This is a genomic window from Pseudomonas sp. 13159349 (assembly GCF_013305685.1).
Lineage (GTDB): Bacteria > Pseudomonadota > Gammaproteobacteria > Pseudomonadales > Pseudomonadaceae > Aquipseudomonas > Aquipseudomonas asiatica.
This window is the reverse complement of the sequence record NZ_CP045553.1, coordinates 3,158,921-3,172,954: the sequence shown is the minus strand read 5'-3', so window position 1 is coordinate 3,172,954 and position 14,034 is coordinate 3,158,921. Positions and strand designations below refer to the sequence as shown.

The 14,034-nt window shown below is 64.5% G+C and carries 13 protein-coding genes; 11 read left to right on the top strand and 2 right to left on the bottom strand.

Annotation, left to right across the window (positions count from 1 at the left end; all coding sequences use genetic code 11):
- Positions 1-14 precede the first annotated feature (14 nt).
- The 5 genes from GEV38_RS14905 to GEV38_RS14885 all read left to right on the top strand — a co-directional run bounded on the left by GEV38_RS14905 (position 15) and on the right by GEV38_RS14885 (position 7,063).
- A complete protein-coding gene (locus GEV38_RS14905; RefSeq protein WP_054573244.1) occupies positions 15-1,064 on the top strand; it encodes an alpha/beta fold hydrolase in 1,050 nt (349 codons plus the stop codon).
- Positions 1,065-1,323: 259 nt separating this feature from the next.
- Positions 1,324-1,941, top strand: a complete 618-nt coding sequence (gene lexA, locus GEV38_RS14900; RefSeq protein ID WP_025339260.1) for a transcriptional repressor LexA — start codon at positions 1,324-1,326, stop codon at positions 1,939-1,941.
- Positions 1,941-2,561, top strand: coding sequence for a translesion DNA synthesis-associated protein ImuA (gene imuA / locus GEV38_RS14895; protein ID WP_015270425.1), 621 nt, complete (start codon positions 1,941-1,943; stop codon positions 2,559-2,561). Before lexA ends, imuA begins: the two co-directional genes overlap by 1 nt.
- Before the next feature lie 6 nt (positions 2,562-2,567).
- On the top strand, positions 2,568-3,986 hold the full coding sequence (locus GEV38_RS14890; RefSeq protein ID WP_054573245.1) for a DNA polymerase Y family protein: 1,419 nt from the start codon (positions 2,568-2,570) through the stop codon (positions 3,984-3,986).
- The gene (locus tag GEV38_RS14885; protein ID WP_054573246.1) at positions 3,983-7,063 is read left to right on the top strand and encodes an error-prone DNA polymerase; all 3,081 of its coding nucleotides are present in this window, start codon (positions 3,983-3,985) and stop codon (positions 7,061-7,063) included. The genes GEV38_RS14890 and GEV38_RS14885 overlap by 4 nt, the downstream gene beginning before the upstream one ends.
- Before the next feature lie 130 nt (positions 7,064-7,193).
- Here the strand turns inward: GEV38_RS14885 and GEV38_RS14880 are convergent, their stop codons facing one another.
- Both GEV38_RS14880 and GEV38_RS14875 read right to left on the bottom strand, forming a co-directional pair.
- Complete coding sequence (locus GEV38_RS14880) at positions 7,194-8,015, bottom strand: aldo/keto reductase (protein WP_054573247.1); 822 nt, start codon at positions 8,013-8,015, stop codon at positions 7,194-7,196.
- Positions 8,003-8,908 (bottom strand): LysR family transcriptional regulator, encoded by a 906-nt coding sequence (locus GEV38_RS14875; RefSeq protein WP_013972722.1) that lies wholly within the window; start codon positions 8,906-8,908, stop codon positions 8,003-8,005. Before GEV38_RS14875 ends, GEV38_RS14880 begins: the two co-directional genes overlap by 13 nt.
- Before the next feature lie 140 nt (positions 8,909-9,048).
- Here GEV38_RS14875 and GEV38_RS14870 point away from each other — a divergent pair, with 140 nt between their 5' ends.
- The 6 genes from GEV38_RS14870 (at position 9,049) to GEV38_RS14845 (ending at position 14,029) form a co-directional block, all read left to right on the top strand.
- The gene (locus GEV38_RS14870; protein WP_015270421.1) at positions 9,049-9,747 is read left to right on the top strand and encodes a CoA transferase subunit A; all 699 of its coding nucleotides are present in this window, start codon (positions 9,049-9,051) and stop codon (positions 9,745-9,747) included.
- Positions 9,748-9,782: 35 nt separating this feature from the next.
- Positions 9,783-10,439 carry a CoA transferase subunit B gene (locus GEV38_RS14865; RefSeq protein WP_003260585.1) on the top strand — a complete coding sequence of 219 codons (657 nt, stop codon included), beginning with the start codon at positions 9,783-9,785 and terminating at the stop codon, positions 10,437-10,439.
- Positions 10,440-10,610: 171 nt separating this feature from the next.
- The gene (locus tag GEV38_RS14860; protein ID WP_054573248.1) at positions 10,611-12,029 is read left to right on the top strand and encodes a short-chain fatty acid transporter; all 1,419 of its coding nucleotides are present in this window, start codon (positions 10,611-10,613) and stop codon (positions 12,027-12,029) included.
- Between the two features lie 222 nt (positions 12,030-12,251).
- Entirely contained in the window at positions 12,252-12,794 is a 543-nt protein-coding gene (locus GEV38_RS14855; protein WP_039613642.1) for a helix-turn-helix domain-containing protein, read from the top strand.
- Between the two features lie 242 nt (positions 12,795-13,036).
- Complete coding sequence (eppA, locus tag GEV38_RS14850; protein WP_167506598.1) at positions 13,037-13,213, top strand: EPS-associated small membrane protein EppA; 177 nt, start codon at positions 13,037-13,039, stop codon at positions 13,211-13,213.
- 258 nt (positions 13,214-13,471) lie between these two features.
- On the top strand, positions 13,472-14,029 hold the full coding sequence (locus GEV38_RS14845) for a polysaccharide biosynthesis/export family protein (RefSeq protein WP_015270418.1): 558 nt from the start codon (positions 13,472-13,474) through the stop codon (positions 14,027-14,029).
- Positions 14,030-14,034: the final 5 nt, after the last annotated feature.

The window sequence follows — 14,034 nt, the reverse complement described above, 5'->3', positions numbered from 1 at the left end:
AAGGAAGAAAAACAATGAAAACAGTGCTCGGCTTGTTGCTTTTTATCTGTCTGGACATACCTGTATTCGCTGGCTACAAGACCATTGGCTTCAAGACCTCGACATTATCGGACAGGCAAACTGACCGTCCGCTGGAGCTGGTCGTCTGGTACCCGAGTACGACCACTGCGCCACCACAGTTGATCGCTGATACCCCGGTTTTCAGCGGTGACCTCGCTGTGCGCGATGCACCTCCAACTGCAGGCACGTATCCATTGGTGGTGTTTTCCCACGGCTTTCGCGGCAATTGGGGAAACCAGTCGTGGCTGGCCAGTGCACTGGCTCACCAAGGCTACATCGTGGCGGCGGTCAACCACCCCGGCACTACTACCCGCGATCGCAACCCTGAAGCCGCGGCACAGTTGTGGCGGCGTCCCATTGACTTGCAGCGGGCCATCAATGCGGTCATGGCCCAGGCGGATCAGTTCGGGCGGGTGGCGAAGGGCCAAGTTGCAGTGGTCGGCCACTCACTGGGCGGCTGGACCGCGCTGGAAATTGCCGGCGCCCGCTTTGATCCCAAGCGTTTTGCCCAGGACTGTTCCATCCATCCGCAGCTGTCGAGTTGCAGCGTCTACAAGCAGATCAATGCCGACAGCGCCCCGGCATCGAAAGCTCGACTGGGTGGCGATTTGCGCGACAGTCGTGTTACCGCCATCGTTACCCTGGATCTTGGCCTGTCACGTGGCCTGACCGATGAAAGCCTTGCGGCTTTGCCAGTGCCGACGTTGGTGATTGCGGCCGGCGCGCCTTCTGAAGACCTTCCCGCGCAGCTGGAATCTGCTGACCTTGCCAAGCGTCTGCCTTCGGCGACGAGTCGTTATGTCGAGATCGAGGACGCCAGCCATTTCAGCTTCTTGTCGACGTGCAAACCAGGCGCGATGGCGTTGCTCGAAGACGATGCTCCAGGGGATGGTGTCATTTGCCGGGACGGCGATAACGCCCGGTCTCGGGGGGCGATCCAGTTGCAGATCGCCTCGCTGGTGACTGAGTTTCTGGAGCAGCATTTTGGTCGTTGGTCTATGTAACGACGCAGCGATGGGGCGTGAACGGTCTGCTCCGACTGGCTGTTACCGACCCACAGCGGGCATCTGTAACCGGGGCCGCTTCGCGCCCCATCGCCGGCAAGCGCGGCTCCCACAGTGTCCCTGCTGATTCAATTCGCCATGTGCAGTCAGGTTTGGGACCAGCCATATAGCCTTCAGCATCATTGCGGTAGTTTCGCGGATCGCAGCCGCCAAGCCGTCGACGAAGGGGGCTGTTCAGCGTGCTCCGAAAAGAGTACAAATGTGCTCCATGGACAATCTTACCCCAAAACGCCGCGCCATCTTCGAGTTCATCCGTGAGCGCATCGCCGACCACGGCCAGCCGCCGAGCCTGGCCGATATCGCCACGCGCTTCGGTTTTGCCTCGCGCAGCGTGGCGCGCAAGCACATCACCGCCCTGTGCCAGGCCGGCTACATCGACGTCACGCCGAACCAGGCGCGGGGCATACGCCTGGCCGAACGGCTGCGCCGCCCGGAAATCCTCGAAGTGCCGGTGCTGGGCCAGGTGGCGGCAGGCGCCCCCATCGGCCCGGACCTCGACATTCACGAGCAACTGCTGCTCGACCCCAGCCTGTTCCGCCGTACCCCCGACTACCTTCTGAAGGTGCGTGGCGATTCGATGATCGACGACGGCATTTTCGACGGCGACCTGGTCGGCATCCTCCAGCAGGCCGACGCCCGCGATGGCCAGATCGTGGTCGCCCGCCTGGACGGCGAGGTGACCATCAAGCGCCTGCAGCGCCAGGGTGGCAATTACCGGCTGTTGCCACGCAACCCGGCCTATGCGCCCATCGATGTGCGGCCTGAACAGGAGTTCTTCATCGAAGGCGTGTTCTGCGGCTTGCTGAGGCGTGACTGATGGGCGCGGTGGTCGACCTCGACAGGTTGCTCGACCAGCGCCGGGTATGGCGCGGCCGGCAGGCCCAGGCGCGGCCGCTCGGCCTGCAGCCCACGGGCCATGTCGCCCTTGACCAATGCCTGCCGGAAGGTGGCTGGCCGGCGGCTGCGCTCAGCGAACTGTTGCTGGCCAGCCCCGGCTGCGGCGAATTGCAACTGCTGTGGCCGACCCTGGCCCGCTTGAGCGCTGAAGCCAGCCGAATCGTGCTGGTGGCACCGCCATTCATTCCTTACGCCCCGGCCTGGCAGGCCGCGGGGGTGGACCTGCGCTGGCTGGTACAGGTGGACGCCGAACCTGCCGATGCCCTGTGGGCCGCCGAGCAGTGCCTGCGCTCCGGCAGTTGCGCGGCGGTGCTGTGCTGGCCGGAACGTGCCGATGACCGCGCCCTGCGGCGCTTGCAGGTGGCTGCCGAAACCGGCCAGGCGCTGGCCTTCGCCTGCCGGCCGCAACAGGCGGCGCACAACCCTTCGCCCGCAGCGCTGCGCATTGCCGTCGACACCCGCCCGGCACAATGGCGCGTGCTGAAAAGCCGTGGCGGCATGCCCCCGGCGCTGCCCATCGCCTGCCCGGGGCGGGGCTGATGCAACATGCTCTGGGCCTGCATCCTGCTTCCGCAGCTGGCGCTGGACACGGTCCTGCGTGAGCGTGACGACCCCGATACCCCCCTGGTGCTGCTTGGCGGGCCGACCCAGCGACGTGTGCTGCAGGCGGTCAACCCGGCGGCGGCGGCGCTCGGCCTGCGGGCCGGGCAAACCCTGACGGCGGCGCGTGCGCTGGCCGATGGCTTCAGCTGCGTCGAGGCCGACCCCAAGCGCATCGACCAGGTGCAGCAGTTGCTGGCAGCCTGGGCCTACCGCTTCAGTGCCCAGGTCAGCCTGCACTACCCACGGGCGCTGTTGCTGGAGGTGGGCTCCAGCCTGCAGCTGTTCGGCCCCTGGCCGCTGTTCGAGGCCCGCCTGCGCCAGGAGCTGGCGGAACTGGGCTTGCGCCAACGCATCGTCCTGGCCAGCAACCCGGTGGCGGCGCGCATGCTCGCCAATGCTCACGATGGCCTGGCCGTGATGGATGCCGATGCCACCCGTGCGGCGCTGCTGGGCATGCCCATCGAGCGTATCGGCCTGCCTGCGCAGGCTGCCGAGGCCTTTGCCCGCATGGGCCTGCGCCAGTTGAGCCAGGTGCTGGCCTTGCCCCGCGACAGCCTGGCCAGGCGCTTTCCGGCCCAGGTGCAGCTGCACCTTGATCAGCTGCTCGGCCTGCGCAACCTGGGGCTGGGCTTCTACCAGCCCCCGGACCGTTTCGAGACCCGGCTGGAGCTGAACTTCGACGTCGAATCGCACCAGGCCCTGCTGTTTCCGCTGCGGCGCATGCTCAACGACCTTGCCGCGTTCCTCGCCGGGCGTGACTGTGGCGTGCAGCGTTTCTGCCTGCACCTGGAGCATGCCGAAGGGCCGGATACCTTGCTGAAGGTAGGCCTGCTGGCCGCCGAACGCGATGCCGCGATGCTGTTCGAACTGGCGCGCGGGCGCCTGGAGCCGCTACGCATTCCCGCACCGGTGCGCAACCTGCGGCTGGTTGCCGAGGACCTGCCACCCTTCGTGCCGCAACACCAGGCATTGTTCGACCCGCGTGCGCAACAGGCGCAACCTTGGGAACAATTGCGCGAACGGCTACGCGCCCGCCTGGGGGATGAGGCGGTCAAGGGCCTGAGCGCGGCAGCCGATCATCGCCCCGAATGCGCCTGGCAAGCGGTAGAGCAGGGTGCCCAGGGCAGCATGCCGGTCGTTCCTGGCAGCCGCCCTGGCTGGCTGCTGTCGGCCCCCATGGCGCTGGACGAAGGCGGCTATCGCCTGCAAGGCCATGCCGAGCGCATCGAATCGGGCTGGTGGGATGGCGGCGATGTGCGCCGCGACTATTACCGTATCGAAACCCGCGACGGCCTGCGCGGCTGGGCCTACCGCGACCTGGGCAAGGCCGGCCCGTTGTGGCTGCAGGGCTGGTTCGCATGAACACCCCGGGTTATGCCGAGCTGCACTGCCTGTCCAACTTCAGCTTCCAGCGCGGCGCGTCGAGCGCCGACGAACTGTTCCGGCGCGCGCGTGAACAGGGCTACCAGGCGCTGGCGATCACCGACGAATGCACCCTGGCCGGCATCGTCCGTGCCTGGCAGGCGGCCAAGGAACACCAGCTGCGGCTGATCGTGGGCAGTGAAGTGCAGTTGCAGGACGGCCCCAGGCTGGTGCTGCTGGTGCAGGACCTGGCCGGCTACCAGAACCTGTGCGCGCTGATCACCCGGGCCCGGCGGCGGGCGCAGAAGGGCGAGTACCAACTGTTTCGCGATGACCTGCAGCAGCACCATCAGGGCCTGCTGGCATTATGGGTAGCCGATGACAGCGGCGATGCCACCCCCGGGCAGTGGCTGCACGGCGTGTTCGGTGAGCGCCTGTGGCTGGCCGTGCACCTGCACCGCGGCAGTGACGATACCTTGCGCCTTGAACGCTTGCGCGGCCTGGCGGCCAGGGTCGGCATCCGCGCCGTGGCCTGTGGCGACGTGCACATGCACGTGCGCGGTCGCCGCGCCCTGCAAGATTGCATGACCGCCATTCGCCAGCATTGCCTGGTGGCCGAGGCCGGGCGCTTCCTGTTTGCCAATGGCGAGCGGCACCTGCGCAGCCAGGCGCAACTGGGCGAACTCTATCCCGCCGACCTGCTGGCCGAGACCCTGGCGATCGCTGCGCGCTGCCAGTTCGAACTGAGCGAATTGAAATACCAGTACCCACGCGAACTGGTGCCCCAGGGGCATAGCCCGGCGAGCTGGTTGCGCGAATTGTGCCAGCAGGGTTTGCCGTCGCGCTGGCCAAACGGGCCGAGCAGCAAGGTGCGGGATGTGCTGGCCAAGGAGCTGGCGCTGATCGAGGAGCTGGGCTACGAAAGCTACTTCCTGACTGTGCACGACATCGTCGCCTTCGCCCGCAGCCAGCGCATTCTGTGCCAGGGGCGGGGCTCGGCTGCCAACTCGGTGGTGTGCTTCGTGCTGGGCATCACCGAGCTCGACCCCATGCAACACCACCTGTTGTTCGAGCGCTTCCTGTCGCGCGAGCGCAACGAGCCGCCGGACATCGACGTGGACTTCGAGCACGACCGGCGCGAGGAGGTGATCCAGTATGTGTTCCGCCGCTACGGCCGACACCGGGCGGCGCTCACTGCGGTGGTCAACACCTACCATGCCGCCGGTGCGGTGCGGGATGTGGCGCGGGTGCTGGGGCTGCCCGCCGACCAGGTGGACGCCCTGGCCAAATGCTGTGGCCGCTGGAGCGATCGCATACCCGACGACCAGCGCCTGGCCGAGGCCGGCTTCGAGGCGGGCAGCCCTTCGCTGCGCCGGGTACTGGTGCTGGCCGGCGAACTGATCGGCTTCCCTCGGCACCTGTCACAGCACCCGGGCGGCTTCGTCATCTCGCAGCAACCTTTGGACGAACTGGTGCCGGTGGAGAATGCCGCGATGCCGGAGCGCACGGTGATCCAGTGGGACAAGGACGACCTGGACATGGTCGGCCTGCTCAAGGTCGACGTGCTGGCGCTGGGCATGCTCAGCGCCTTGCGCCGTTGCTTCGACCTGCTGCAACGCCACCGTAGCCGGCACCTGACCCTGGCTTCCATCCCCGCCGAAGACCCGGCTACCTACGCGATGATCAGCCGTGCCGAGACCATGGGCGTATTCCAGATCGAGTCGCGCGCGCAAATGGCCATGTTGCCGCGGCTTCGGCCGGAAAAGTTCTACGACCTGGTCATCGAGGTGGCCATCGTCCGCCCCGGGCCGATCCAGGGCGACATGGTCCACCCTTACCTGCGCCGGCGCCTGAAGCAGGAACCGGTGACCTATCCCTCGCCGCAACTGAAGGCAGTGTTCGAGCGCACCCTGGGTGTGCCGCTGTTCCAGGAGCAGGTGATGGAGCTGGCGATGGTCGCGGCCGACTACACCCCGGGCGAGGCCGACCAGTTGCGCCGCAGCATGGCCGCCTGGAAGCGTCACGGCGGTCTGGAACCGCACCGCGAGCGGCTGGTGCAGGGCATGTTGCGCAATGGTTATGACCTGGCGTTTGCCGAGCGCATCTTCGAGCAGATCAAGGGCTTTGGCAGTTATGGCTTTCCGGAATCGCACGCGGCCAGTTTTGCCTTGTTGTGCTACGCCAGCAGCTGGCTCAAGTGCCATGAACCGGCGATTTTCACCTGCGCGCTGGTCAACAGCTGGCCCATGGGTTTCTACAGCCCCGACCAGTTGCTGCAAGAGGCCCGACGCCAGGGTATCGAGGTCAGGCCGGTCGATGTGTGCCACAGTGACTGGGACTGCACGCTCGAGCCTGAGCCTGGAGAGGTGCTGGCCATTCGCATGGGCTTGCGCCTGGTACGCGGCCTTGCCGAGGGCGATGCCAGGCGCCTGGAGCAGGCGAGGGCACAGCGGCCATGGCGCGATGTCGAAGACCTGTGCCTGCGTGCCGGGCTCGATTCGCGTGCCCGCGCCCACCTGGCCGATGCCGGCGCGTTGCGCGCCTTGGCCAGCGACCGGCACCAGGCGCGCTGGCAGGTGGCGGCGGTGCAGCCGCAGCTGCCTTTGTTCGCCGATATCGAAGCCTTGCCGGAACGTACCGTCGAACTGCCCGTCCCCAGTGTGGCAGAGGACCTGATGGCCGATTACCAGACCCTGGGTACCACGCTTGGGCCGCATCCCCTGACCTTGTTGCGCTCACGCCTGCGGGCCCTGGGCTGTCGCAGTTCGCGCGAGCTGCAAGATGTCGGGCATGGTGACAACATTGCCATGGCAGGGCTGGTGGTGGGCCGCCAGCGGCCACAGACCGCCAGCGGCGTGACCTTCGTCACCCTGGAGGACGAGCACGGCATGGTCAATGTGGTGGTGTGGCGGGATCTTGCCGAACGGCAGCGGCGGGCACTGGTGGGGGCGCAGTTGCTCAAGGTCAGCGGGCGGCTGGAGCAGGAGAATGGCGTGCGCCACCTGATAGCACGGCGGCTGGAGGATGTGAGCCCGCTGTTGCAAGGGCTGGATGTACGCAGCCGGGACTTTCACTGAAGCCCCATCTTTGCGCGGGTACTTGTGGGAGCGGGCAAGCCCGCGAAGCAGCCCCCGCGGTGGATGGCACCGGCTTTGCCGGTGTTCGCGGGCACGCCCGCTCCCACAAAAAACGATTTCGTGCCAGTCGCTACACCATCGCCAACCGCTGCTTGCGCATCGGTGCCGGGAACGCCCGGTCGATCGCCCGCAGGTCTTCGCCGGTCAGGGTCAGCGCACCCGCAGCGGCATTCAACCGCACATGCTCGGGTGTCACGGCCTTGGGGATGGCTATCACCCCGTCATTGCGTGTCACCCACGCCAGGCTGACCTGGGCCACCGTGGCCCCATGGCGCTCGGCGATTTCCGCCAGCACCGGGTGCTGCAGCAGGCGCCCGGCCTGGGCCAGCGGGCAGTAGGCCATGGTCGGCAGCGCACGCTTTTCGCACCACGGCAACAGGTCGAACTCGATGCCACGCTGGGCCGGGTTGTACAGCACCTGGTTGGTGGCGCAATCGGGGTTGTGCAGTTCGCGCAGGTCGTCGACATCGAAATTGGAAACACCCCAGCGCTTGATCTTGCCTTGCTCGCGCAAGCGCTCGAACGCTTCGACGGTTTCCTCCAACGGATGCTGGCCGCGCCAGTGCAGCAGGTACAGGTCGATGCAGTCGGTGCCCAGGCGGGTGAGGCTGCGCTCGCAGGCGGCGGCCATGGCGCGCAGGCTGGCATTGTGCGGATACACCTTGCTGACCAGGAACACCTGGTCGCGGCGCCCGGCAATGGCCTGGCCAACCACTTCTTCCGCGCCACCTTCGGCATACATCTCGGCGGTATCGATCAGGCTCAGCCCAAGTTCGATACCCTGTTGCAGGGCCGCCACCTCGGCCGCCTTGCGAGCCGGATCTTCACCCATGTACCAGGTGCCCTGGCCGATGGCCGGAACGCTCGAACCTGCCAGTTTCACGTAACGCATGTCACCTCCGGGATGCGGGTATTGGAAAGCAGTACCTCGAGCAGCGCTTGCGCTGCCGTGGAAAGCTTGTGTTCGCTAAGAGCAATCACACCGATGCGGCGCTCGACCGTGGGCTCGACCAAGGGCACGCAGCGGGCGCCAAGCTCCTGCATCTGATTGATGCAAAGTGCCGGCACGGCACTGACCCCCAGCCCACTGGCGACCATGCGCCCGACGGTAGACAACTGATGGCTCTCGAAAGCCACCGCCAGTTTGCCGTGGCGGGCGGCCACGTTCTGCTCCATCAGCAGGCGCACCGCCGAAGGGCGTTGCAGGGCCACGAAGTCTTCGGCCAGCAATTGTGCCCAGCTGACCTGGGGCAGCTGCGCCAAGGGCGAATCGGCGGGCACCACGGCGACGAAACGGTCCATGTACAACGGGTGGAAATCCAGGCCATCGTTGTTGTCCGGTTCGAAGCCGATGCCCAGTTCGACGCGGCGATGGCGCACCAGTTCCTGCACCTGTTCGTTGATCACATCGTGCACCGTGACGTTGACCTTCGGGTAACGCTGGCGAAATACCTTCAGCGAGTGGGGCAGCAGGTTGCCGGCAAAGGCCGGCATGGCCGCCACCGAAACCCGGCCCAGTTGCAGGGTGAAACGCTGGCGCAGCATTTCTTCGGTGTCGTCCCAGTCGGCCAGCAGGCGCCGTGCCAGCGGCAGCAGCACCTCGCCCTCGGCAGTCAGGCTGACGCTGCGCGTGGTGCGGCTGAGCAGGGCGCCGCCAAGGTTTTCTTCCAGGGCCTTGATGGTCAGGCTCAGTGCCGGTTGCGAGACATGCAGGTGTTCACCGGCCTGGGCGAAGCTCTGGTATTTGGCCACAGCGACAAAGGCGCGCAGTTGCTTGACGTTCATGACAGGCCTGTTGGTTGTTTTGCAAAAGTTATCAATCGATGATGAAAACAAAATTAACAAATCAGTCGCTTGCGGTGAAGATGTCCCCACACGCTCACCGACAGCCTCGTCGGTTCAACAACTACAAAAGGCGGATCAGCATGGCCGGACTGGACAAGCGCGTTGCAACCTATGAACAGGCCCTCGAAGGCCTGACCGACAACATGACGGTACTGGCTGGTGGTTTCGGCCTGTGCGGTATCCCTGAAAACCTTATCAGCGAAATCAAGCGCCGTGGCGTCAAGGGCCTGACCGTGGTCTCCAACAACTGCGGTGTCGACGGCTTTGGCCTGGGCGTGCTGCTGGAAGACCGGCAGATCCGCAAGATGGTCGCTTCCTACGTGGGCGAGAACGCCGAGTTCGAACGCCAGCTGCTGAGCGGCGAGCTGGAAGTGGAACTGACCCCGCAAGGCACCCTCGCCGAGAAAATGCGCGCCGGTGGCGCCGGCATCCCGGCCTTCTACACGGCCACCGGCTACGGCACCCCGGTTGCCGACGGCAAGGAAGTGCGCGAATTCAACGGCCGCAAGTACATCCTCGAAGAATCCATCACCGGCGACTTCGCCATCGTCAAGGGCTGGAAGGCCGACCACTACGGCAACGTGGTGTACCGCAACACCGCGCAAAACTTCAACCCGCTGGCGGCCACCGCCGGCAAGATCACCGTGGTCGAAGTGGAAGAGATCGTCGAACCTGGCGTGCTGCTGCCCAGCGAGATCCACACCCCGGGCATCTACGTGGACCGCGTCATCGTCGGCACCTTCGAAAAGCGTATCGAAAAGCGCACCGTCAAGGCCTGAGCGCCATCCACCAGAACAACAAAGAGATCCTGACCATGGCACTGACCCGCGAACAGATGGCGCAACGCGTCGCCCGTGAACTGAAGGACGGCTACTACGTAAACCTGGGCATCGGCATTCCGACCCTGGTGGCCAACTACGTACCCGCCGACATGGATGTGATGCTGCAATCGGAAAACGGCCTGCTCGGCATGGGCGAATTCCCCACCGAAGGCACCATCGATGCCGACATGATCAACGCCGGCAAGCAGACCGTCACCGCCCGCCGCGGTGCCTCGATCTTCGATTCGGCGCAGTCGTTCGCCATGATCCGTGGCGGCCACGTCGACCTGACCGTGCTCGGCGCTTTCGAAGTGGATGTGCAAGGCAACATCGCTTCGTGGATGATCCCGGGCAAGCTGGTGAAGGGCATGGGCGGCGCCATGGACCTGGTGGCCGGTGCCGAGAACATCATCGTCACCATGACCCACGCTTCCAAGGACGGCGAGTCCAAGCTGCTGCCGCAGTGCAGCCTGCCATTGACCGGTGCTGGCTGCATTCGCAAGGTGCTGACCGACCTGGCCTACCTGGAAATCGAAGACGGCGCCTTCATCCTGCGCGAGACCGCGCCTGGGGTGAGCATCGAGGAAATCATCGAGAAAACCGCCGGCAAGCTGATCGTGCCGGATGATGTGAAGGAAATGACCTTCTAAGATCGCTAGCGTCACGCCCCTGTAGGAGCAGCCTTGTGCTGCGAAGCGGCCAGCGCAGGCATGCACGAGATGTGTTGTCTGTACTGGCCGCTTCGCAGCACAAGGCTGCTCCTACAGGGGTTTTGCGTTTTTGCTGATGTATCCGATAAAACCAATAAAAGGAATTGAACTGTGGCCGCTGAAATCCAAGACAGCCGTTCCGCGCGCTTTGCCTTGCGCTGCTCCAACTGGGCCGAACGCTGGTTCCCCGATTCCTGGGTGTTTGCCGCCCTGGCAGTGCTGCTGGTGTGCATCGGCGCCCTGGCCATGGGCGCCAAGCCGACCGACACCGCCAAGGCCTTTGGCGATGGCTTCTGGAGCCTGATCCCCTTCACCATGCAGATGGCCTTCGTGGTCATCGGCGGCTATGTGGTGGCCAGCTCGCCGCCCGCGGCGCGGCTGATCGACCGCCTGGCGCGCATCCCCGGCAATGGCCGTTCGGCAGTGTGCTGGGTGGCGCTGATCTCGATGCTGGCATCGCTGCTCAACTGGGGCCTGTCGCTGGTGTTCGGCGGCCTGCTGGTGCGCGCCCTGGCGCGGCGCACCGAACTGAAGATGGACTACCGCGCCGCCGGTGCCGCCGCCTACCTGGGCCTGGGCGCCGTATGGGCGCTGGGCCTGTCTTCGTCGGCGGCGCAATTGCAGGCCAACCCGGCCAGCCTGCCACCGTCGATCCTGTCGATTACCGGGGTGATCCCGTTCACCGAAACCATCTTCCTTTGGCAGTCCGGCGTGATGCTGGCGGCATTGGTGGTGGTCTCGCTGGTGATCGCCTACGCCACGGCGCCGGGCCCGAAAAGCGCGCGCAGCGCCCAGGACTGCGGGGTCGACCCCAGCTTCACCGCGCCACCGGCACCCCAGCGCACCCGCCCGGGCGAGTGGCTGGAACACAGCCCCATCCTGATCCTGTTGCTGGTGGCCCTGGCCGCCGGCTGGCTGTACCAGGAGTTCGCCACCAAACCGGCGATTACCGCCATTTCCGGGCTTAACACCTACAACCTGTTGTTCATCATGCTCGGTGCCTTGCTGCACTGGCGCCCGCGCAGCTTCCTCGATGCGGTGGCGCGCGCGGTGCCGACCACCACCGGGGTGCTGATCCAGTTCCCGCTGTATGGTTCGATCGCTGCCATTCTCACCCAGGTGAAGGGCGTCGACGAGCAGACTTTGGCCCACCACATTTCACTGTTCTTCACCCAGATCGCCACTCATGACACCTATGCCGTGCTGATGGGCGTGTATTCGGCGGTGCTGGGCTTCTTCATCCCATCGGGTGGTGGCAAGTGGATCATCGAGGCCCCGTACGTGATGCTGGTGGCCAATGACCTGCAGTACCACCTGGGCTGGGCAGTGCAGATCTACAACGCCGCAGAAGCCTTGCCGAACCTGATCAACCCGTTCTACATGCTGCCGCTGCTGGGGGTACTGGGGCTCAAGGCACGCGACCTGATCGGCTTCTCGTTCGTGCAGTTGCTGGTGCACGTGCCGCTGGTGCTGGTGTTGCTGTGGGCATTGGGTACGACATTGCAGTACCTGCCGCCGGTGATGCCGTAACCCTGGGCCTGCGCTGGCTTTTTGTAGGAGCGGCCTTGTGTCGCGATAGGGCCGCAAAGCGGCCCCAGGGTTTCAGCAATAGTGCACAAATTGCCGGGGCTGCTCTGCAGCCCTATCGCGACACAAGGCCGCTCCTACAAGACTCAGCGCAGCAGCCCCAGCATTTCCTGAGCAGTCCACGTATCATTACCAGGCTGCCTTCGCCTGGGAAATCCGCGTCACATGTCTATCCGATTGAAACTGCTGCGAAAGAAACTGGGGATGACCCTGGAGTTGCTGGCCGACAAGACCGGCATGACCAAGAGCTACCTGTCCAAGGTCGAACGTGGCCTGAACACCCCCTCGATCGCCGCCGCGCTCAAGCTGGCGCGGGCACTGAATGTCAATGTCGAAGAACTGTTCGCCGAAGAGCAGACCGGCCAGAACCGCTACAGCCTGGTACGCCATGGCGAGCGCCAGGCATTGGTGGGTGACGGGGCAGGGCCGGGGTACTCGGCCCTCACCAGCCAGGTCGGGCAGCGCAGCCTGCTGCCGTTCCTGATCCAGCCGCCGACCGAGTTCAGCGACCCTACGTTCAAGGAGCACCTGGGCGAAGAATTCCTGTTCGTCCACGCCGGCCAGGTGGAAGTGGACTTCATGAGCGAGCGGGTACTGCTGGAGCAAGGCGATGCCCTGCATTTCAATGCCCAGACACCACACCGGCTAAGGTCGGTCGGGCCGCTGCCGGCGCAGTTGCTGGTCGTGGTGCATCATGCAGACGAATAACATGCCAAACCGCCCCACGGCCTTGCCTTTCTCAGCGATGAAACTATGGCGCCACCCATGCAGCGCCCTATGCTCAATTTGCGCGTCGATATTTTGACTGTATTGTCCCGCGCCCATTGAATTTTATTATAGTGTCGAATCGTTGACGCAATGTCATTGTGTTCATAAGCTCATCTCAACGGTGAAACAACTCCCGAACACCTCGCCAACAAACAGTTGATTTTCCTCTTCAGGAGGGGCGTATGCGCACGGCTCTGATTATCAAATCGATGTCTTTGCTGGCGCTGTTAAGTGGCGCAGCGCGTGCGGCGGATATGTATATCAATCAGAGCAGTATCGTCCCTGTATCAACGGCAGGGTGGTTCTTTGCATTTGCTGTCGTTGGCTTTGTAGCTGTCGCCAACAGGAGAAAGATCTGAATCCGCCAGCCTGGGTTCTACCCTTGACGCCAGCGGCCCGGGGCCTCGCTTGTCAATTCCCCAGCCGTTGCTATATTGCCAGTAGCCCGTGCAGGTCCACGGTTGCAGGCAGCAAAGCCCAGGCTGCACAGCGTCAAGGCAAGGCCTCGTAAAGATCGAGGTCATCGCGGTTGGCGTATGCCGCGAAGCGGAGCGAGAGTTGGTGTGCTGTTCTCATTCAGTGCTCTTTGTCGGGCCTTTTCGGCCGGAGGGACCCTCATGGTGCGTTCAATGTTTGCCGCGTTCTGCATGCTGATGGTGTGGTCTGGTGCCGGTAAGGCCGACCCGAGCAGTGCTACCTACCTGCTCAGCCCCGGCGATGTGGTGATGGTTTCGGTGTGGCAGGAAGATAGCCTGCGCCAGGAAGCCACCGTACTTCCCGATGGCAGTATCACGTTCCCCCTGGCAGGTCGCATCGATGTTGCCGGGCTGGATGTGACGACCGTTGAAAAACAAGTGGCTGCCAAACTCGAGAAATTCCTCCCCGACCCGAACGTCAGCGTTGTCGTCAAGAGCATCGCCGGCAACCTGGTCTATGTACAAGGCAAAGTGATCAAGCCCGGGCCGGTACAGATGGCGGGCCCTACCGCAGTGTTGCAGGCCCTGAGCATGTCCGGCGGCCTGGACAAGTTTGCAGATGAAAGCGAAATCAAAGTGGTGCGCGGCACTGGCGCTTCCCAAAAAATCCTGCCCGTGCGATATAGAGACCTGGTGTCTGGCCGGGATATGTCCACCAACATCCAACTTCAGGCTGGCGATACGCTGGTCGTCCCTTGATCTTG

Coding starts and splice junctions, on each gene's coding strand:
- GEV38_RS14905 (WP_054573244.1), top strand. CDS start 15: ATGAAAACAGTGCTCGGCTTGTTGCTTTTTATCTGTCTGGACATACCT.
- lexA (WP_025339260.1), top strand. CDS start 1,324: ATGTGCTCCATGGACAATCTTACCCCAAAACGCCGCGCCATCTTCGAG.
- imuA (WP_015270425.1), top strand. CDS start 1,941: ATGGGCGCGGTGGTCGACCTCGACAGGTTGCTCGACCAGCGCCGGGTA.
- GEV38_RS14890 (WP_054573245.1), top strand. CDS start 2,568: ATGCTCTGGGCCTGCATCCTGCTTCCGCAGCTGGCGCTGGACACGGTC.
- GEV38_RS14885 (WP_054573246.1), top strand. CDS start 3,983: ATGAACACCCCGGGTTATGCCGAGCTGCACTGCCTGTCCAACTTCAGC.
- GEV38_RS14880 (WP_054573247.1), bottom strand. CDS start 8,015: ATGCGTTACGTGAAACTGGCAGGTTCGAGCGTTCCGGCCATCGGCCAG.
- GEV38_RS14875 (WP_013972722.1), bottom strand. CDS start 8,908: ATGAACGTCAAGCAACTGCGCGCCTTTGTCGCTGTGGCCAAATACCAG.
- GEV38_RS14870 (WP_015270421.1), top strand. CDS start 9,049: ATGGCCGGACTGGACAAGCGCGTTGCAACCTATGAACAGGCCCTCGAA.
- GEV38_RS14865 (WP_003260585.1), top strand. CDS start 9,783: ATGGCACTGACCCGCGAACAGATGGCGCAACGCGTCGCCCGTGAACTG.
- GEV38_RS14855 (WP_039613642.1), top strand. CDS start 12,252: ATGTCTATCCGATTGAAACTGCTGCGAAAGAAACTGGGGATGACCCTG.
- eppA (WP_167506598.1), top strand. CDS start 13,037: ATGCGCACGGCTCTGATTATCAAATCGATGTCTTTGCTGGCGCTGTTA.
- GEV38_RS14845 (WP_015270418.1), top strand. CDS start 13,472: ATGGTGCGTTCAATGTTTGCCGCGTTCTGCATGCTGATGGTGTGGTCT.